The organism is Actinoallomurus sp. NPDC052274 (assembly GCF_040679475.1).
Taxonomy (GTDB): domain Bacteria; phylum Actinomycetota; class Actinomycetes; order Streptosporangiales; family Streptosporangiaceae; genus Actinoallomurus; species Actinoallomurus liliacearum.
Genome location: NZ_JBFAUT010000002.1, coordinates 154,928 through 173,650, shown reverse-complemented (window position 1 = coordinate 173,650; position 18,723 = coordinate 154,928). Strand labels below are relative to the sequence as shown.

General features: G+C 72.6%; 18 protein-coding genes. 11 read left to right on the top strand and 7 right to left on the bottom strand.

The window, feature by feature from the left end; all coding sequences use genetic code 11:
• Window positions 1-13: 13 nt before the first annotated feature.
• A complete protein-coding gene (locus AB0K82_RS02655) occupies window positions 14-883 on the top strand; it encodes a geranyl diphosphate 2-C-methyltransferase (RefSeq protein WP_364391856.1) in 870 nt (289 codons plus the stop codon).
• A gap of 13 nt (window positions 884-896) precedes the next feature.
• Here the strand turns inward: AB0K82_RS02655 and AB0K82_RS02650 are convergent, their stop codons facing one another.
• Window positions 897-1,775 (bottom strand): alpha/beta hydrolase, encoded by an 879-nt coding sequence (locus AB0K82_RS02650; protein ID WP_364391853.1) that lies wholly within the window; start codon window positions 1,773-1,775, stop codon window positions 897-899.
• 111 nt (window positions 1,776-1,886) lie between these two features.
• On the opposite strand from AB0K82_RS02650, the gene AB0K82_RS02645 reads away from it, so the two are divergent.
• Entirely contained in the window at window positions 1,887-3,851 is a 1,965-nt protein-coding gene (locus AB0K82_RS02645) for a BTAD domain-containing putative transcriptional regulator (RefSeq protein ID WP_364391850.1), read from the top strand.
• Window positions 3,852-3,901: 50 nt separating this feature from the next.
• On the opposite strand, the gene AB0K82_RS02640 is transcribed toward AB0K82_RS02645, so the two are convergent.
• Both AB0K82_RS02640 and AB0K82_RS02635 read right to left on the bottom strand, forming a co-directional pair.
• Window positions 3,902-5,047, bottom strand: a complete 1,146-nt coding sequence (locus AB0K82_RS02640; protein WP_364391848.1) for a CaiB/BaiF CoA-transferase family protein — start codon at window positions 5,045-5,047, stop codon at window positions 3,902-3,904.
• 5 nt (window positions 5,048-5,052) lie between these two features.
• The gene (locus AB0K82_RS02635; RefSeq protein WP_345351110.1) at window positions 5,053-5,565 is read right to left on the bottom strand and encodes a MaoC family dehydratase; all 513 of its coding nucleotides are present in this window, start codon (window positions 5,563-5,565) and stop codon (window positions 5,053-5,055) included.
• 78 nt (window positions 5,566-5,643) lie between these two features.
• On the opposite strand from AB0K82_RS02635, the gene prcB reads away from it, so the two are divergent.
• Window positions 5,644-6,477, top strand: a complete 834-nt coding sequence (gene prcB, locus AB0K82_RS02630) for a proteasome subunit beta (RefSeq protein WP_364391845.1) — start codon at window positions 5,644-5,646, stop codon at window positions 6,475-6,477.
• 73 nt (window positions 6,478-6,550) lie between these two features.
• Window positions 6,551-8,020 (top strand): MFS transporter, encoded by a 1,470-nt coding sequence (locus tag AB0K82_RS02625; protein ID WP_364391842.1) that lies wholly within the window; start codon window positions 6,551-6,553, stop codon window positions 8,018-8,020.
• Between the two features lie 71 nt (window positions 8,021-8,091).
• Here the strand turns inward: AB0K82_RS02625 and AB0K82_RS02620 are convergent, their stop codons facing one another.
• From AB0K82_RS02620 to AB0K82_RS02610, 3 genes are all read right to left on the bottom strand, one after another.
• Complete coding sequence (locus AB0K82_RS02620; RefSeq protein ID WP_364391840.1) at window positions 8,092-8,937, bottom strand: helix-turn-helix transcriptional regulator; 846 nt, start codon at window positions 8,935-8,937, stop codon at window positions 8,092-8,094.
• 204 nt (window positions 8,938-9,141) lie between these two features.
• The gene (locus AB0K82_RS02615; RefSeq protein WP_364391838.1) at window positions 9,142-10,281 is read right to left on the bottom strand and encodes an Ig-like domain-containing protein; all 1,140 of its coding nucleotides are present in this window, start codon (window positions 10,279-10,281) and stop codon (window positions 9,142-9,144) included.
• Between the two features lie 178 nt (window positions 10,282-10,459).
• Window positions 10,460-11,665, bottom strand: a complete 1,206-nt coding sequence (locus tag AB0K82_RS02610) for a cytochrome P450 (RefSeq protein WP_364391836.1) — start codon at window positions 11,663-11,665, stop codon at window positions 10,460-10,462.
• 149 nt (window positions 11,666-11,814) lie between these two features.
• Here AB0K82_RS02610 and AB0K82_RS02605 point away from each other — a divergent pair, with 149 nt between their 5' ends.
• Genes AB0K82_RS02605 through AB0K82_RS02595 form a run of 3 tightly spaced genes read left to right on the top strand, consistent with a single transcriptional unit; the run spans window position 11,815 to window position 14,067 of the window.
• A complete protein-coding gene (locus AB0K82_RS02605) occupies window positions 11,815-12,534 on the top strand; it encodes a hypothetical protein (protein WP_364391833.1) in 720 nt (239 codons plus the stop codon).
• On the top strand, window positions 12,531-13,649 hold the full coding sequence (locus AB0K82_RS02600; RefSeq protein WP_364391831.1) for an ImmA/IrrE family metallo-endopeptidase: 1,119 nt from the start codon (window positions 12,531-12,533) through the stop codon (window positions 13,647-13,649). The genes AB0K82_RS02605 and AB0K82_RS02600 overlap by 4 nt, the downstream gene beginning before the upstream one ends.
• A 25-nt stretch (window positions 13,650-13,674) precedes the next feature.
• Window positions 13,675-14,067, top strand: a complete 393-nt coding sequence (locus AB0K82_RS02595) for a hypothetical protein (protein WP_364391829.1) — start codon at window positions 13,675-13,677, stop codon at window positions 14,065-14,067.
• Window positions 14,068-14,098: 31 nt separating this feature from the next.
• Here AB0K82_RS02595 and AB0K82_RS02590 read toward each other — a convergent pair whose 3' ends face one another.
• Window positions 14,099-14,887, bottom strand: coding sequence for a helix-turn-helix transcriptional regulator (locus AB0K82_RS02590; RefSeq protein ID WP_364391826.1), 789 nt, complete (start codon window positions 14,885-14,887; stop codon window positions 14,099-14,101).
• 215 nt (window positions 14,888-15,102) lie between these two features.
• Between AB0K82_RS02590 and AB0K82_RS02585 the strand changes: the two genes are divergently transcribed.
• The 4 genes from AB0K82_RS02585 to AB0K82_RS02570 all read left to right on the top strand — a co-directional run bounded on the left by AB0K82_RS02585 (window position 15,103) and on the right by AB0K82_RS02570 (window position 18,713).
• Entirely contained in the window at window positions 15,103-16,035 is a 933-nt protein-coding gene (locus AB0K82_RS02585) for a hypothetical protein (protein ID WP_364391824.1), read from the top strand.
• A 212-nt stretch (window positions 16,036-16,247) separates the two neighbouring features.
• Window positions 16,248-17,237, top strand: a complete 990-nt coding sequence (locus tag AB0K82_RS02580; protein ID WP_364391823.1) for a zinc-binding dehydrogenase — start codon at window positions 16,248-16,250, stop codon at window positions 17,235-17,237.
• A gap of 15 nt (window positions 17,238-17,252) precedes the next feature.
• Window positions 17,253-17,594 (top strand): EthD family reductase, encoded by a 342-nt coding sequence (locus tag AB0K82_RS02575; RefSeq protein WP_364391820.1) that lies wholly within the window; start codon window positions 17,253-17,255, stop codon window positions 17,592-17,594.
• A gap of 123 nt (window positions 17,595-17,717) precedes the next feature.
• Complete coding sequence (locus AB0K82_RS02570; RefSeq protein ID WP_364391818.1) at window positions 17,718-18,713, top strand: RNA polymerase subunit sigma-70; 996 nt, start codon at window positions 17,718-17,720, stop codon at window positions 18,711-18,713.
• Window positions 18,714-18,723: the final 10 nt, after the last annotated feature.

The following is an 18,723-nucleotide window of genomic DNA, read 5'->3' as shown; positions in this document are numbered from 1 at the left end:
TGAGGAGGCCGGCATGACGTCCGTCCACGACCCTGCCCTCGACGACTCCGCAGTCGTCGCCAGCCCCTACCAGCGCGCGGTCGCCGAGTACTGGAACGCCGAACGCAACCCGGTCAACCTGCGGCTGGGCGAGGTGGACGGCATCTACCACCACCATTACGGGATCGGCGACGTGGACTGGTCGGTGCTGCAGAGCCCGCCGGAGGTCCGTGAGGAGCGGGTCGTCGAGGAGCTGCACCGCCTGGAATCCGCCCAGGCCGACTTCCTCCTCGACCACCTCGGCACCGTCGGGCCCGAGGACCGGGTGCTGGACGCCGGCTGCGGGCGAGGCGGGTCCAGCCTGGTGGCCGCGGCACGGTTCGGGTGCCGGGTCGACGGCATCTCGATCTCCCAGGCGCAGGTCGACTTCGCGAACGAGCAGGCGAAGCGGCGCGGCGTCGACGGCTCGGTGCGCTTCCACCTGCGCAACATGCTCGACACCGGCTTCCCCACCGGCGCGTTCCAGGCGATCTGGAACAACGAGTCCACGATGTACGTCGAGCTCGGCTCGCTGTTCGCCGAGCACTCCCGGCTGCTCCGGCGCGGCGGCCGGTACGTCACCATCACCGGCTGCTACAACGACGCGTACGGGCTGCCGTCCCGGGCCGTCAGCCAGATCAACGCGCACTACATCTGCGACATCCACCCGCGCAGCACCTATTTCAAGGAGATGGCCGCGAACCGCCTCGTCCCGGTCAGCGTGGTCGACCTCACCGCCACGACCGTCCCGTACTGGCGGCTGCGCGCCCGGTCCAGCCTGGCCACCGGCATCGAGAACGCGTTCCTCGACGCCTACACCGGCGGCAGCTTCCAGTACCTGTTGATCGCCGCCGACCGGATCTGAGGCGGCTCGCCGGTCATCGGGTGAGGAGGTCGCGGAGGGCCTTGGCGATGTCCGCCGGGGCCTCCTCGGCCATGAAGTGGCCGCAGGTGACCGTCGCGTGGTGCAGGTCGGCCGCCCAGGCGCGCCACACCGCGGCGGCGTCGTAGCCGAGGGCGGCGCCCCAGTCCTGCTGCAGCACGGTCACCGGCATCGTCAGGCGGCGGCCGGCGGCGCGGTCGGCCTGGTCGTGCTCGACATCGACGCCGGCGGAGGCGCGGTAGTCGGCCACGATGGAGGGCACCGCGTCCCGGCAGGCCGCCAGGTAGGCGGCGCGGACCTCGGCGGGGATCGCCTCCGGGTCATTGGCCCACAGATCGAGGAAGTGGCCGAAGAACGCGTCCGGGCTCCCGGCGATCAGTTGCTCGGGCAGGCCGGGCGGCTGGGCCATCAGGTACAGGTGGAAGCCGACGGCGGCGGTGACGCCGTGCATCACGTCCCACATGTCCAGGGTCGGCAGCACGTCCAGGCACGCCAGGTGGGTGATCGTCTCCGGGTGGTCCAGGCCGGCGCGGAAGGCGACCAGCGCGCCGCGGTCGTGCCCGGCCAGCGCGAACCGCTCGTGCCCCAGCGCGCGGGCCAGGGCGACGGTGTCGGCGGCCATCGTCCGCTTGGAGTACGTGTCGCCGTCGGTCTCGGCGGGCTTGTCGCTGGCGCCGTACCCGCGCAGGTCGGGGCAGATGACCGTGTGGTCGGCGGCGAGGTCGGCGGCGACGTGCCGCCACATCAGATGGGTCTGCGGGAAACCGTGCAGCAGCACGATCGCGGGTCCCGAGCCGCCGACGGCCGTGTTCAGGGACACGCCGTCGGCGACGGGCACGCGCTCGTACTCGAATCCGGGAATGGCCGGCGCCATGGTCTTCTCCTCAGGGTCGGATGCGTCTCAGGCTCGGATGCGTCCAGCCTGCCGGGCACGGATGAGCATCCGATGAGCGCGCTAACGTGACGAGGAGGAAGGAGGCCCGGGGTGGGCGTCGTGTTCGGGGTGCTGGGGCCGGTCACGGCCTGGGGTCCCGCCGAGGACGCGATCGACCTGAGGGGGCCACGGCACCGGGCGGTGCTGGCCCGGCTGATCACGGCCCGCGGCCATGTCGTCCCCGTCACCCGGCTGGCCGACGATCTATGGGCGGATGACCCGCCCGCCGACGCCGTCGGCGCGGTCCGTACGTTCGTGGCCGCCCTGCGCCGCGCCGTGGAGCCGGACCGGCCGCCGCGCGCCCCGGCCCGGCTGCTCGTCACCGAGGGCCCGGGCTACGCGCTGCGCGCCGACCCGGACGCGGTGGACGCCTGGCGGTTCGAGCGGGCGGTCACCGCCGCCGCGACACTGCCGCCCGGGGACGCGCTCCCCCGGCTGGACGAGGCGCTGGGGTGGTGGCGCGGCCCCGCCTACGCGGAGTTCGCCGACGAGCCGTGGGCGCACGCGGAGCGCTCCCGCCTCGCGGAGCTGCGGCTGCACGCGCTGGAGCGCCGGGCGGAGGCGCGGCTGGACCTGGGGCGGGCCGCCGAGGCGGTGCCGGATCTGGACGCGCACGTGACCGAGCACCCCTGGCGGGAGCACGCCTGGCGGCTGCTGGCCCTGGCGCTGTACCGCACCGGCCGGCAGGGTGACGCGCTCGCGGTGCTGCGCCGGGCGCGCACGCTGCTCGTCGAGGATCTGGGGCTGGACCCCGGTCCGGCCCTACGCGACCTGGAGGCGGACATCCTCGCCCACGCCGCCCGCCTCGACCCGGCGCCGGGCGGTACGGCGGGGCGGGTCTGGGCGGAGACGGCCGCCGCGTACGACCGCGCCGTGCCGTCCGGGGCGCGGGCCCGGCTGGAGTCGACGGTCGGCCTGCTGCGCGACCTGGCGATGACCGGAGGGAGCGGGCTGACGGAGTCCCGCCGGCACCGCGTGGCGGCGATCGAGGCGGCCGAGGAGCTGGGCGACGCGGAGCTGACCGCGCGGGTGATCGGCGCGTACGACGTCCCCGCGATCTGGACGCGGGTCGACGACCCCGGGCAGGCCGCCCGGGTGGTCGCGGCGGCCGAGCGGGCTTTGGCCGCCCTGCCGCGCACCGGGCAGGACGCGGCACGCGCCCGGCTGCTGGCCACCGTCGCCCTCGAGTCGCGCGGCACCCGCGCGGAGCGCGGTCCCGAGGCCGCCCGGCAGGCGGAGGAGCTGGCCCGGGGCCTGGACGACCCGACGCTGCTGGCGTTCGCCCTGAACGCCGTGTTCATGCAGAGCTTCGAGCGGGCCGGTCTGGCGCCGCGCCGCGACGCGATCGGCGCCGAGCTGGTGGCGTTGTCCGCCCGGCACGGCCTGCCGGCGTTCGGGATCCTCGGTCATCTCATCCGCGTCCAGGCCCGGAGCGCCCTCGCGGACTTCGCCGGCGCGGACGAGCACGCGGCGGCGGCCGGCCGCCTGGCCGAACGCCACGAGCGGCCGCTCGTGGACGTCTTCACCCGGTGGTACGCCGCGCTGCGGCTGGCCGAGACCGGTTCGGCGGCCGAGGCCGAGGCGGCGTACCGGGACGCCGCGACCTGCCTGCCCGACTCGGGCATGCCGGGGCTGGAGCGGGGCCTGCCGCCGCTCGCGCTGCTGTGCCTGCGCGTACGGCACGGTCTGCCCGCCCGGCCTGACGAGCCGGCCGACTGGGGGCCGTACGAGCCCTGGGTCCGGCCCTTGCTGCTCCTGGCCGAGGATCGTCGCGAGGCGGCCGCCGCCGCGCTGCGCGCGGTCCCGGACCCGCCGCGCGACCTGCTGCTGGAGGCCCTGTGGTGCCTGACCGCCCGGGCGGCCGTCGCCCTGGGCGACCGGCCGGTGATGGAGCGGGCGTACGCCGCGCTGTCTCCGGCGGCGGCGGAACTGGCCGGGGCGGGCAGCGGCCTGCTCACGGTCGGCCCGGTCGCCCGCCACCTGACCGACCTCGCCGACCCCCTCCGCCGGCCCTGATCTCGCAATCACCCGCTGACCGAGCGCGGTCGCCGCCCGGCGAGCGCTCGTCAGGGCTCGCCGAACTCGGCGAGGACGGCGGCGGTGTGCTCGCCGAGGGCCGGGACCGCCCCCATGCGCGGCTCGCGCCCGGCCACGGTCACCGGCGGGAGGAGAGCGTCCACGGGTCCCACGGGAGACCCGACCTGCCGCCACCGGTCCCGCGCGGCGAGCTGCGGATGCCCGGCGAACTCTTCCATCGACCGCAGCCGGGCGTTGGCGATGCCGGCCTCGTCGAGACGGCGGACCGCCTCGTCGGCGGTCGCGTCGGCGAACGCGTCCTCGATGAGGGCGGTCAGCTCCGCGCGGTGCTCGACGCGGAGCGAGTTGCGGGCGAAGCGCGCGTCCCGCGCGAGTTCGGGCCGGCGCAGGACGTGCTCGCACAGCGCGGCCCACTCGCGTTCGTTCTGCAGCCCGATGAAGACCTGGTGGCCGTCCCCCGTCCGGTGCGGTCCGTACGGCGCGATCGTCGCGTGCTCCGCACCCGTACGCGCCGGCGGCGTACCGCCGTACGCCGCGTAGTAGTACGGGTATCCCATCCACTCGCCCAGCGCCTCGAGCATGGCGACCGACAGATCCGTGCCCCGCCCGGTGTGCTCCCGCTCGTACAGGGCGGTGAGGATGCCGCTGTAGGCGTACATCCCGGCGGCGATGTCGGCGACGGAGATCCCGACCTTCACCGGCTCCTCGGGGGTTCCGGTCACGGACAGGACGCCGGCCTCGCACTGGACGAGCAGGTCGTACGCCTTCTTCGCGCGGTACGGGCCGGCGTCGCCGTAGCCGGAGATGCCACAGGTGATCAGCCGGGGGTTGCGGCGGCGCAGCTCATCGGGGATCAGGCCGAGGCGCTCGGCGGCGCCGGGGGCGAGGTTCTGGACGAGGACGTCCGCCCGGTCGACGATCCGGTGCAGGGTCGCCCGGCCCGCCGGGTCCTTGACGTCGAGGACCACCGACTCCTTGCCGCGGTTCAGCCAGACGAAGTGGCTCGACATCCCGCGTACGGTCTCGTCGTACCCGCGGGCGAAGTCCCCGGCGCCGGGGCGTTCGATCTTGATGACGCGCGCCCCGAGGTCGGCGAGCTGCCGCGTGGCGAAGGGCGCGGCGACGGCCTGCTCGAGCGCGACCACGGTGACCCCCCGCAGCGGCAACACGTCCATCTCGGTTACTCCTGCACCGGCGGGAGGGAGTCCTCGGGAGGGCGCGGAACCGGCGGGTGCGGCGCGTGGTCGCGCTTGTAGACCAGCAACGTGCGCTTGAACGAGCAGACGACGACGCCGTTCTGGTTGAAACCCTCGGTGGCCACGGTGACGACGCCGACGTTCGGCCGGGAGCGGGACTCGCGGAGCGCGATGACCTTCGACCGCGAGTAGAGCGTGTCGCCCTCGAAGACGGGGGCCGGGAGCCGTACGTCGTCCCAGCCGAGGTTCGCCATGACGTTCTGCGAGACGTCGGTGACGGACTGGCCGGTGATGAGGGCGAGGGTGAACGTCGAGTCGACGAGCGGGCGCCCGAACTCGGTCCGCGCGGCGTAATGGTGGTCGACGTGCACCATCGCGGTGTTCTGCGTGAGCAGGGTGAACCACATGTTGTCGGTCGTCGTCACCGTCCGGCCGAGCGGGTGGTAGTACACGTCGCCGAGCGTGAAGTCCTCGTAGTAGCGGCCACGCCACGTCATGGACCAAGTCTAGGTGGCGGGCGAAGGCGAAGATCGTACGATAAGCGAGGCACTGTCCTTGATCGGAAGCGGGCGCAGATGGTCGATTTCTCGCAGGGTCTCCCTCCGGCGTTCCTGAGCAGCACCAACGCGTCGTTCCGGGAGTTGCTGGCGGAGGTCGCGCCCGACGCGCTGCCCACCGGCGCCGTCCGGGAGTCGGCCGCCGGGCTCGACCTTCCGCACGGGACCACGGTGCTGGCGTTGACCTTCGAGGGCGGCGTGCTGATGGCCGGTGACCGCCGGGCCACCATGGGCAACCTCATCGCGCAGCGCGACCTGGAGAAGGTGAGCTACGCCGACGAGTACTCCGTGGTCGCCTTCGCCGGCACGGTCGGCCTCGCGATCGAGATGGTCCGTCTCTTCCAGTTCGAGCTGGCGCACTACGAGAAGATCGAGGGTCGGCGGCTGTCGCTCGACGGCAAGGCCCGCCGGCTGGCCGCGCTCGTCCAGGGCAACCTCGGCGCGGCCATGCAGGGGCTGGTGGTCGTGCCCCTCTTCGCGGGTTACGACCTCGACCGGGGGGCCGGCCGGATCTACTCCTTCGACGTCACCGGCGGCCCGTACGAGATGAAGGACTTCCACGCCGACGGCTCCGGCTCGCCGTACGCGCGGGGCGCGCTGAAGAAGCTGTACCGGCGCGGGATGTCCCAGGAGGACGCCCTCGTCGCGGCCGTCCAGGCGCTGTACGACGCGGCGGACGACGACTCGGCCACCGGCGGCCCGGACCTGGCCCGCCGCATCTTCCCGACCGTCGCGGTCGTCACCGACGACGGGTACCGCCGCCTGCCCGAGGAGGAGGTCCGCTCGGTCGCCGAGGCGGTCGTCGCCGCCCGGCACGACTCTCCTGGCGGCCCGATCGCGTCCCTGCGCTGAGGAGCCTGCACCTGACAGGGGTACCCTCAGCGGAGCGCTGGTTACTCCTCTCCGCCGGCCGCAGTCTGGCGGCATGACGACGGAGACTCATCGGAGCGCCGCGCGGCTGGGGCCGCGCGGCTGGCTCATCCTCATCACGCTGTGCGGCGCGACGTTCATGACCGGACTGGACTACTCGATCATCACGGTGGCGCTGCCGGAGATCGGCCGGGATCTGGGCTTCTCCAGCGCGTCGGCGCTGCAGTGGGTGGCCACCGCGTGCCTGCTGCCGACGGCCGCGTTGATGCCGCTGTTCGGGCGGGCGTCCGACATGATCGGCAGGCGCCGGCTGTTCATCGTCGGTGTGGTGACCTTCACCGTGTTCTCGCTGCTGGCCGGGCTGGCGCCGAGCCCGGGGCTGCTGGTCGCGGCGCGCGTCGGGCAGGGCGTCGCGGCGGCCATGATCGGTCCGACGGCGCTGGCGCTGATGACCGCCGCGTTCCCCGAGGGGCCGCAGCGCACCAGGGCCCTCGGGGTCAACGGCGCCCTGCTGTCGCTGGGGTTCGTCATCGGGACGATCGGCGGCGGGCTGATCACCAGCGGGCTGAACTGGCGCTGGACCATGCTCATGCTGTTCGGCATCGGCCTGCTGGTCCTGCTCGGCGCGATCACCGTGGTCCGTGAGTCGGCCGGCCGCGGCCGGACCAGGCTGGACGTCCCCGGCGCGATCCTGGCGAGCGGCGGGCTCTTCGCCCTGGTCTACGGCATCTCCACCGGTGACCGGGCGGGCTGGGGCAGCGCGCCGACCCTCGCGACGTTGCTGGCCGCCGCGGCTCTCCTCGGGGCGTTCCTGGCCGTCGAGGCCCGGCACGCGGCCCCGCTCATCCCGCTGCGCCTCCTGCGCCGTCCGACCGTGAAGTGGGGCATGACGGTCGCCCTCGTCACCTTCGGGATGTGCGGCGGTGCGACCCTGCTGCTCAGCATCTACATGCAGGACGTCCTGGGGTACTCGCCGCTGGAGACCGGTCTCGGCTTCCTCGGCGAGGGCGTCGCGGCACTGCTCGCCGGAACCCTCGCGGCCCGGCTGATCGGTGCACGGGGCACGGTGACGACCGTCGTGACCGGCCTGACCGTGCAGGCGCTGGGCACCGCCGCGATGGTGTTCCTGCCCGCCGAGGGCGGCCCGGTCCTCCTGCTGGCCACCTCGGCCACGATGGGCTTCGGGCACGTCCTGACGGTGGTGGCCGCCATCACGACGATCACCTCCGGGCTGGACGAGGCCGACCAGGGCGTCGCCGGCAGCCTGGCCCAGATGCCCACCTTCATCGGCGCGGTGGGCGTGGCCGGGCTCACCGCGATCGTCGCCGCCCGTACGGAGGCACTCGCCCCGGCCACCACCGAGGCGCTGGCCACTCTGGGCGGACTGCACACCGCCTTCCTGGTGGCCGGTGGGGTCGCGCTGCTCGGCGCCGTCGCCGGCGGGACCCTGCTCCGCCGGGCGAACACCGGCCGAGCGGCCGAGCACTCCACCGGTCGGCCGGCCGAGCGTTCCCTGGCCGCCTGACCGGCCCCTGGACGGGTCGGCGCCCCGGCCCGGCGCGGACGATGCCGTGCCGGACCGGGGCGCGTCGCGGTCTACCCGGCGGTGGCGGTGACCAGCTCGGCGAGCCGCCGCAACCGTTCCTCCGACGGCGTGCCCTCCTCCGCCTGGAAGATCGTGACCCCCTGCCCCTCGTCGTCGGGGGTGCGCAGGAGTTCGGCGGTCAGGGTCATGACGCCCACCTCCGGGTGCCGGTAGTCACGCGAGATGGACGCGCAGTTGCTCACCGGGTGCTCGGTCCACATGGCGCGGAACTCCGGGCTGAGCGCCAGGAGCTCCTCGATCAGCGCGGTCAGCCCCTCGTCCCCGGGGAACCTGCTCAGCGCCCCTTCGAGATAGGCGATGTCGTCGCGTGCCTTCTGCTCCCAGTCGACGTACAGCCCCCGGGAGAACGCCGGCTCAAGGAAGTCGACGCGGACGAAGTTCGGCTTCTCCGCACCGTCGAAGGGCCAGTGCGGAGCCAGCAGGGCGTGCGCCAACCGGTTCCAGGCCAGAATGTCGCCCCGCCTGCCCACCGCGATGGCGGGCGCCTCGGTGAACGAGTCCACCATCAGCCTGATGCCGGGGCGCAGTTTCTCCGGCCGCACCTTCTCTCTGGTCCGCGCGACCCGCGCCAGCCGGTGCAGGTGGGCCACCTCGTCGTCGTCCAGCCGCAGGACGCGGGCGACGGCGTCCAGGACCTCGTCGGAGACGTTCGGGCTCTGCCCCTGCTCCAGCCGCGTGTAGTAGCCGACGCTGACCCCGGCCAGCGGCGCCAGCTCCTCCCTGCGCAACCCGGCCACCCGCCGGTGCCTGACCCCCGCGCTCAACCCCACGTCCTCGGGCCGGAGCCGGGCCCGTCGGGACCGAAGAAACTCACCGAGCGCAGAACCGGGATACATGCCCAGAAGACTGCCAGGTCGAGGTACGCGGTGGAAGCCGCCGACGGGATCAGGGATGGCGATGGAGACGACGGACCTCGACGCCCCCTGGGCGCGCACGCTGACGCTCGGGCTGACCTTCGGGCTGACGTTCGGGCTGACGTTCGGGCTGACGTTCGGGCTGACGTTCGGGCTGACGTTCGGGGCACGGACGTCCGGGCGGCGTCAGTGCAGGGCGCTGCCGGTGAGCCATCGGTTCCAGGAGACCGTCCAGTACTTCCAGTCGTCGGCGTACGGCTCGTCGGCGAACGGGCGGGTCGTGCCGGTCACGTCCACGATGTCGCCGCGCTGGGAGATGTCGTAGAAGTACCTGGCGCCTTCCGGAGTCGTGCGGACGCAGCCGTGGCTGGCGTTCTGCACGCCCAGGTACTGGTACTCCCCGACGCTCTGGTGCACGTACTCCCCGCCCACGGTGATCCGCACCGCCAGGTGGACCGTCTCGCCCACATAGTCATCGCAGCCGGGCTGGCCGTGGCAGGTCGCCGTCATATGCACGACCTGGGCCTTCTCCCGCGTGAGATGGATCCCGCCGGTCGTGATGGTGGACCGCAGGTCGCCCTTCCCAGTGCTGATCTTGAATTTGCGGACCGTGCCGTCGTGGTTCACCGTCATGTAGTGGGTCTTCGCGTTCGCCACGGTGACGTTGGAGTCGCCGATGCTGAAGGACCGGGAGACGTCCCGGACTCCGTAGGTGTCGCGGGCGGCCCGCACACCGGCCAGGTGCGCGGTGAAGGAGACCTTCTGGTGGGCGTGCCAGTACTTCTTCGTCCGGTACACGACCCGCCGGTCCGTGACCCAGCTCCAGGCGCCTTCGTCACGCTTGTCGCTCTTGACCTCCAACGCCTTCTCGACATTCGCCCGGTTGGCGACCGGCCCGGTGAAGTCGACGATGATCGGCATTCCGACGCCGACCTTCTCCCCCGGCATCGGCGTCACGTCCGCGATCCCGATGGTCTGCTTCGCCTTGGCCGTACGGAACGCGCCGGTGACCGTGGTGACCTTGCCCTTGAGGTTCTTCGCCGTGACCGTGACCTTGTAGGACGTGCCGGGCTTGAGGGTCCAGCCGGTCTTCCAGGACGTACGGTCGGCGTTGAAGGCGCCGGCGACGCCGGTGACCGTCTCCAGCGTGCCGCCGGACACGGTGACCGTGACGCCCTGGTCCGGGCGAACGTCGTTGCCCGCGGCGCTGATCCGCACCGTCGCGTCCCCGGCGGTGCCGTCGCTGCCGTCGGTGGCGGCCTTGCCGGCAGAACAACCCGCCACGGCGACGAGGGTCACCGCGGCGGCCAGATGGGTGAGTTTCATTCGAGGGGGCTCCAGGATGTGCTGCGAATTCCGGCAGAAGGTCGGGCGCTCGACGTCAGGCACGGCGGTACCTGGCCTCGCTGTCCGTCAGATGCCTGGAGAGCTATTCGGGTTCGCGGAAAACCCGGCATTCCGGCAGAGTGATCGAAACGTCACCTGGTACTCGCGCAGCGGTGGGTCACCAGGCGACGGGCAGGGCGTGCAGCCCGAAGAGCCCGGCGTCGTAGGCGAACGGCAGGTCCTCCAGCGCGGTCGCCAGGCGCAGCGTCGGCATCCGGGCCAGCAGGGAGCCGTAGGCGATCTCCAGTTCGGCACGGGCGAGGTTGTGGCCGACGCACTGGTGCACCCCATGGCCGAAGGCGAGGTGGTGGTGCGCGGATCGGCGGACGTCGAACTCGTCGGGATCCTCGAACGCCCGCTCGTCGCGGTTGGCGGACGCGGCGAGCACCGTCAGGCGGTCACCGGCGCGGATCCGCACCCCGCCGATCTCGAGGTCGTCCGCCGCCGCCCGGTCGAAGCTCACCCAGTCCTGTACCGAGTGGAACCGCAGCAGCTCGTCGGTCGCGCCCGGCAGCAGACCCGGATCGGCGCGCAACGCCGCGAGCTGCTCCGGATGCGCCAGCAGCGTCACCACGCCCAGCGCGATCGTGTTCGCCGGCGACTCGTAGCCCGCGAGCAGCAGCAGGAAGCCGACATTGATCAGAGCGTCGACGGTCAGCTCGCCGGTCGGCAGGTACCGTGCGGCCAGCCGCCCGATGAGGCCGTCCTGCGGCTCGCGTTCTGCGCGGCCGATGAGTTCGCGCAGGTGGTCGCGGAGGTCGCGGGACGCCTGGGGTGCCCGCGGGTCGAGGTCCATCACGCTCAGCATCCGGAGCCGGGACTCGAAGAACCCGTGGTCGCGGGCCGGAACTCCGAGGAGCTCGCAGACGACGCGCGCCGGGACCGGGCGCGCGAACGACTCGACGAGGTCGGCGGGCGACCCGGTCGCCAGCACCTCGTCGATCGCCGTGTCGACGATCCGCTGGATGCGCGGCCGCATGGCGGCCACCGGGCGGGCGCCCAGCTCCGACAGCAGCATCCGCCGGTACCGGCTGTGCTCCGGCGGATCCATGTCGATGAAGAAGCCGTCGTCGGGGCGGTCGTCGTCGGGGCCGCGCGGCCGCTCGGGGCGGCCGGTGTCCGAGCTGATCCGCGGGTGGCTGAGGATCTGCCGCGCCTCGGCGTGCCGGGTGACCGCCCAGACCGGCGCGCCGTTCGGCAGGGTGGCGCGGACGACCGGCGCGCTCGCGCGCATCCGCGCGTACTCGGGCGGCGGAGCGAACGGGCAGGTCCGCGCCATCGGGAAGGTCGGCGTCGCGGTCTCGTCGTGCTCGGCAGTGCTCATCGCGATCCCCCTCGGCGCCCGCCTCAGCATGCAACCGCGATGTGGATCATGTCCAGGGTCCGCTGGGAGCGGGACCTCGAACCTTTGAGCGACGCGCCGGGCACTTCATTTTCGCGCGTGAGCCGCTGGGAACATCTATAGTCCAACGCATGTCGGAGGATCGGGAAGCCTGGGAGACCCTGCTCGAAGCCGGATTCCTGCACGCGCTGCGCGAGGCGCACACGGAGGCGACGCTGGCCGTGTTCGGCGCGATGAGCCGGGCCGCCGGGTTCAAGGAGCGGTCGTTCGGCACCGGCGCCTTCGACGTGCTGGAGACCCAGCTCGACCGGGTGTTCCACCTGGGCGACTTCGCGCCGGACCCGGCCGAGGCCGAGGCCGATCCGCTCGCGGCGATGGTGACCCGCCACGACCTCAACGGCTCGCCCGGCTGGCGGTACGGCCGCTACCGGATCCTGCTCAAGCGGCACCGGTTCGGTGCGGTCCGGGCCATCCGCTGGGACCGGGAGAGCTTCACCAAGCAGGTGGTCGCGCGCCAGGAGTTCCCCGACGACCCGCAGCTGAGCCTCGACTTCGGGCTCGGTCCCGTACGCGAAACGGACGACGTCGTGACGCTCGTGCTCGCGCACAGCGCGACCGAGGAACCGCTGGAGATGGAGCTGTTCCTCGGCCGTCCCCGGCTGAACGCCGACGGCGGCCCGGCCTGGCACTGGCTCCGGCACCTGACCGATGACACTCTCGGCGCCGATCGACGGCGTAGGCTCGTGCCCTCCACGCTGCCCCTGTGGGCCGACGACGAGGCCGATGTTCCGCTGCGGCTGCACGGTCGGCGCGCGGGCGGCGCAGAAACGAGCATCGAAACGGCACAGTGAACGACCACACCACCGACGGGCGTGCCGAGCAGGCCGCGCGGCGGCTAGCCGAGGCGCGGCTGCTGTTCGACGCCGACCGGCTGACCCTCGCGCGCCGGCTGCGCGGCATGCGTAAGAACCAGCTGGCCCAGGCCGTCGGCACCACGCCGACCGCCATCGGCCAGTACGAGGCCGGCGTGCACCGGCCGTCGGAGAAGACGCTGTCCCGGCTGGCGTTCGCGCTGGGCGTGCCGGTCGAGTTCTTCCGCGCCGGGCGCGGCCCCGTCTCCCTGGACACCGCGCACTTCCGGTCGCTGCGGTCCACGACGCAGATCGAACGCGACCAGGCCCTCGCCCACGGCCGGATCGCGGCGGACATCGTGACCGCGCTGGAAGAGCTCGTCGAGCTCCCGCGCGCGGAGCTGCCCGAACGGCCGGTGTCGCCGGAGGAGATCGCGGGACGCGGGCCGGTGGAGGCCGCCCGGCTGGCGCGCGAGGCCATGGTCGGCGACGCGGGCCCCATCCCGCACCTCGTACGGCTGCTCGAGAAGCACGGCGTGATCGTGCTGATCCTGCCCCCGTCGACCGAGCGGGTGGACGCGTTCAGCATCGGCGCCCACCCGCGCCCGATGGTGCTGTTCAACCCGGCCAAGGGCGACTACTGGCGCAACCGCTTCGACGGCGCGCACGAGCTCGGCCATCTCGTCATGCACGCCGACGCGGAGCCCGGCAGCAAGATCATCGAGGACCAGGCGCACCGTTTCGCCGCCGAGTTCCTGATGCCCGAGGCGGCCATCGCCGACCGGCTCCCGAGCGCCGCCGACTGGGCGTACCTCGCCGAGCTGAAGTCGACCTGGGGCGTCAGCATCTCCGCCCTGCTCTATCGGGCGCGCACCCTCGGCATCATGAAGGAGAGCACGTACCGCAACGCGATGAGCGTGATGAGCGCCCGCGGCTGGCGGCGCAGCGAGCCGGGCCCGGCCAAGCCCCTCGAACGCCCCACGATGCTCACCCGGGCGGTCGAGCTGGTCGCCGACTCCGGCACCGGCCGCGACGAGCTGGCCGACCGGGCCGGGGTGACCCGCGCCGACCTGGACCTGCTGGTCCCGAGCCGCCGCGTGCCCGCGGTCGGCTGACCCGAACCCCCTTACAGGAGGCACGGTGTTCCGGCCGTTGATCCCCCTCATGGTGCTCGCCTGCGCCGCCGGCCTCGCGGCCTGTAAGTCCACGGCCGAACCGAAGCCCCGGAGCGCGACCTCCTCCGCCCCGGCCGCGCCGTCGCAGCCCTGCGCGTCGGCGTCGGACTTCGTCAAGGCGATCGCCGTCGGCGGCTCGACCGGGATGCGGGTCGACGGGCGGATCACCTGCGACCACGGCTGGGCGGCCGCCTACATGAAGCAGAGCGCCGGGTTCACCGACCCGGTCTGGGCCGTGCTCCGGAGCACGGGCGGCCACTGGCGCCTGGTCACCTACGGCACCGACGGCCTGTGCGACAACCCCGCCATGCGCACCGCCCCGGCGTCGATCAAGAAGGCCCTCGGCCCGTACTGCTGACGCGACACGAGCCCCGGCCGGGCGGTGGGACTCAGCCGCAGACCGCGCGGTAGTAGTCGAGCCGCTCTTCCAGCACGTATCCGGCCAGGCCGTTCTTGGTCACCACCCCGTAGTAGCGGTACGGCCGGTCGGGGTTCCCCGGACCGTCGTGACGGGTGAACAGGTCGCCCGGCCACACGGTCCCGACGACGGCGCCGTGCGCGTCCACGACGTTGCCCCGCTGGACGACCCGATACTGCGGACGCTGCCGGCAGCCGCTCGGTCGCGCCGCCGAGTGAGTGGCCGACGGCCGATCGTCTCCGGTGACGGCCATGATGACGGCGACGGCCGCCGCGCCCGCGACCAGCGCCGTGAGGGCGACCAGCGCGAGCAGCCGGCCACGTCCGCGCCGTACGGGTCCGGCCAGGGCGGCTTCCTCCTCCGCCGCACCGGCCTCCAGGAACTCCCGCTCGCCGTCGCCCGACGTCGGAGAGTCGGAACCTCGGTCACCGTCGGCCGACGTCGGAGAGCCGGAACCTCGGTCGCCGGTGCCCGCCGCGCGGGCGGCCAGCGCCGCCGCGCGCAGGTCCTCCAGGTGCGTCCGCTCGTCGGCGGGAACGCCGGCGAGCTCGCAGAGCCGGGCCAGCACGTCCGCCGGGATCGGCGTCTGGGCGTTGAGGTACCGCGAGAGCGAGGAGTCCGAGACGTTGAGATCCCTCCCGAGCCGCGCGAGCGTCGATCCGACGCGGTCGTACAGCAGGCGGATCTCCTCCGTGCACCGCCGGACCGGTTCGGGCAGCTCCGCCGGCAGCGGCTGAAGAGGCTTGCGGCGCTCCGCCACGTCGTCTCCTGTCCCGTTGTCGTCTCGTGCTCGACGTTCGGCCTGGTCAGCGACGTGGGATATCCCGCCCGTCCCGTCCTCGGCCGATTCGTGGCGATTCCGCGCGTCCGGACCGCAGGATCGATCTTGCCCGCTGCGTCCGGAGCAGTCGGGCGGAAGTCCGAGAACCCGCCGTCCGCATGCGGACAGCGCACCCCCTTGGAGGAACACCGGGAATGGCTTCGAACAAGACCCCGCGTCGTGGCGTCACCCTGGCGGCCGTCTCACTGGCGAGCGCGGCGCTGCTGATCGGCGGCGCCGGCGGCGCGGAGGCGGCGCAGGCCCCGACCAATCCGGCGCCGCTCAAGAAGAGCTGCACCCTGTGGTTCAACTACACGCCGCACCGCGCGATGGACAAGACCCCCGGGCACTCCGTCACGGTGGCGAAGGGCAACGGCCGGACCGTCAACTACCGCTACAACTGGGACACCCACTACGCGGTCGTCTCCACGTGGGGCTCGGGCGCGGTCTGGGGCTTCATGAACCGTTCCTGCCTCGGCAAGCCCAAGCACGCGGTCGGCGGACGGCTCACCGAGCACCTGTCCACCGGCGTCGCCAAGCACACCCGGTACATGTGCGGCCAGCAGACGCTGTACGTACGGGACCACCAGCAGCGGGTCATCGGGCGGCTCTACCACGGTGACCGGTTCACGCAGTACGGCAAGACGCGGAAGATGAAGAAGGACAACGGCCGGATCGCGATCGGGTACGCCTACGGGCAGGTCCACAAGGCCGGGCGCGTCTACGCGAAGTACCTGTCCACGAAGCCGTGCGGCACGGCCACCGCCGCGCCCGCCACCGCCGCGCCCGCCGCCGCAGCCACCGCGGCCCCGGCGTCCGCCGCCGCCTCCGGCGCGAACCTCCCGGCGTCGCATGTCGTCGCGGCGAGCTGCCAGTACAAGGTGACCTGGCCGGTCGCCGGGGTGTACGAGCAGCCGACCAACGCCTCGACGCTGCTGAAGGACAAGCGCGCCGGCGACGTCGTCGGCGGGTACTGCGACTGGACGTACGACAACACGACCGAAGGCCACACCTACCTCGCCGTCGCCACCGACAGCGCGGAGGACGGCATCGGCTGGATGCGCCGCGACGCCCTCGTGAAGCTCTGACCGAGAGCAGGCGCGCCGACGCTGCCGGGGCGGGACACGATGGTCCCGCCCCGGCGGTGCGCTTGGCGGCCCGTACGGACGACAGCGGTAGTGGAGGGACCGCGGGCGATTCCTTTTCGTGGTGGCCGGGATCTACATGGTGAGAGGCGCGGCCCGGGTGACGTGCCGGTCGGTCTCTCTTATGGACGCCGAGAAAGAAAGACTGATCGCCAATGAGCATTCCCGCGACCATGCGCGCGCTGCAGCAGACTTCCCTCAACGGCCCGCAGGACATGCGCCTGATCAGCGACGCGCCGGTGCCGAGCCCCGGACAGGGCGAGGTCCTCGTCCGCGTCACCGCCGCCGGCGTCAACTTCGCCGACATCTCGAAGGCCCACGGCACGTTCGCAGGCGGCCCGCGGCCACCGTACCTGGCGGGTTTCGAGGCCGCCGGCGAGGTCGTCGCGGTGGGCGAGGCGGTGACCGACCCGCAACCGGGTGCTCGCGTTGTCGGCGTCGGAACCGGCGCTTTCGCCGAGTACATGGTTCTGCCCGCACCTGCGGCGCTGCCGGTGCCCGCGGGCTGGACGGAGCAGCAGGCGCTGGGTCTGGTCGTGAACTGGCCCACCGCGCTGGCCGCCCTCAAGCCACTGGGCGGCATCGCCGGGCAGACCGTGCTGATCCACGCCGCGGCGGGCGGGACCGGCCAGGCCGCGGTGAGAATGGCCAAGCACTACGGTGCGACGGTCATCGCCACCGCCTCGCCGGGCAAGCGCGAGACAGTGCTGGCGCTGGGAGCCGACCACGTCCTGGACTCTCTCAGCGACGATCTCGCCGCCGAGGTGACGGAGCTGACCGGCGGTTCCGGCGTCGATGTGGTTCTGGAGTCGGCCGGCGGCGCCACCTTCGCCGCCAGCCTGGCCGCGGCCAAGCGGGTCACCGGCCGGGTCATCGTCTACGGACTGGCGGGCGGCGAAGCCCCGATCACCAACTGGGAGCTGGTGTACAAGCACCAGGTCCACATCATCGGCCTCAATATCGGCGTGCTGATCCAGGCCGCACCGCAGATCTTCGGCGAGCTGATGGGTGAGCTGTTCGCGCTGATCGCGGCCGGCGTGCTCGCCCCCAGCCTGCCGACCGTGTACGAACTGGCCGACGGCCCGAAAGCGCTGACGGAACTCGAAGCCAGGGCCACCGTCGGCAAGCTGGCCCTGCTGCCCTGAGAAAGCCCCGAACAGATGACCGCAACCGTGGACCCAGCCGCTAAGCAGATGGCGCGATTCGTCGTGTTGTACGACACCCCCTCCGACGTCGACGCGTTCGAACGTCACTACAACGATGTCCACATCCCGTTGGCGAAGCAGTATCCGGGCCTGCGTCGTTACACGCGCAGTCATGAGCCGGCAGCCGTGATCGGCGATCCGTGCTACATGGTCGTGATGCTGGACTGGGACGACATGGCCGCGCTGGAAGCCGCGCTCGGGTCCGAGATCGGCCGGCGCACCGCCGAGGACGCCGCGGCGAACCTGGCCCGCTACGCGACCTTCCGCGGCATGATCCTGCAGCTCGATGAGCTCTGATCGCGGACGCCGCCGCTGCGCGAGGGCGCCTGTGTCGTCAATAGCGGCTGAGGCGGGCCTGGCGTCGTCGGCGGCGTCGCACGTGGACCACGCCCGGACCTGGTGCGGTATTAGGCTCGCGGCGTGAAATCGGATCTGCGGGCGGCGCCGGACCAGGACCGGTTCACCGCCGAGACCGAGCCGTTCCGCCGGGAGCTGCTGGCGCACTGCTACCGCATGGTCGGCTCGGCGCACGACGCCGAGGACCTGGTGCAGGAGAGCTATCTGCGGGCGTGGCGGTCCTACTCCGGGTTCGAGGGCCGGGCGTCGATTCGGTCCTGGCTCTACAAGATCGCTACGAACGTCTGCCTGAAAGCGTTGCAGCCGCGCTCGATCCGGATGCTGCCCTCAGGTCTGGCAGGCCCGCACGACGGGCCGGATCGCCCGCCGAGTCCCGTTGCGCCGGGCGAGGTCTCGTGGCTGGAACCGCTGCCGGACGCATGGATCGCCCCGCCCGCCGACGATCCGGCCGCAGTGGTGGTCGAACGCGAGTCGCTGCGGCTCGCGCTCATCGCCAGCCTGCAGCACCTGCCCTCCCGCCAACGTGCGATCCTCATCCTGCGCGAGGTGCTGGCGTTCTCGACGGCCGAGACCGCAGAGATCCTCGACACCACCACGGCGGCGATCAAGAGCGGTCTGCAGCGCGCCCGCGCCCGGCTGGACGAATTGGAGCCGGAACCCGAGAAACTGCTCGAACCGACCGACCAACGGGCACGTGCGCTTCTCGATGGCTACATCGCGGCTTTCGAGCGCTCCGATGCCGGCCTGCTGGAAGAGGTGCTGCGCACGGACGCCACCCTGGAGGCGACACCGTTCCGCGAATGGCAGGCGGGCCGGGCGATGTGCATCCACATGCTCGACGCGTACGTGCTGGGCACACCGGGCGACTGGCGGATGATCGCCACTGTGGCCAACGGCCAACCCGCCGCCGTCGTGTACCACCGGGATGCGGACGGCGTGCTCCGAGCCGACGGCGCCGTGGTGCTGGCCCCCACCGTCGGCGGCGTCTCCCGCGTGATCAAGTTCCACGATCCCGCGCTGGTCACGGCGTTCGACTTCCCGGACGTGCTCACGCACTGACCCCCACCGG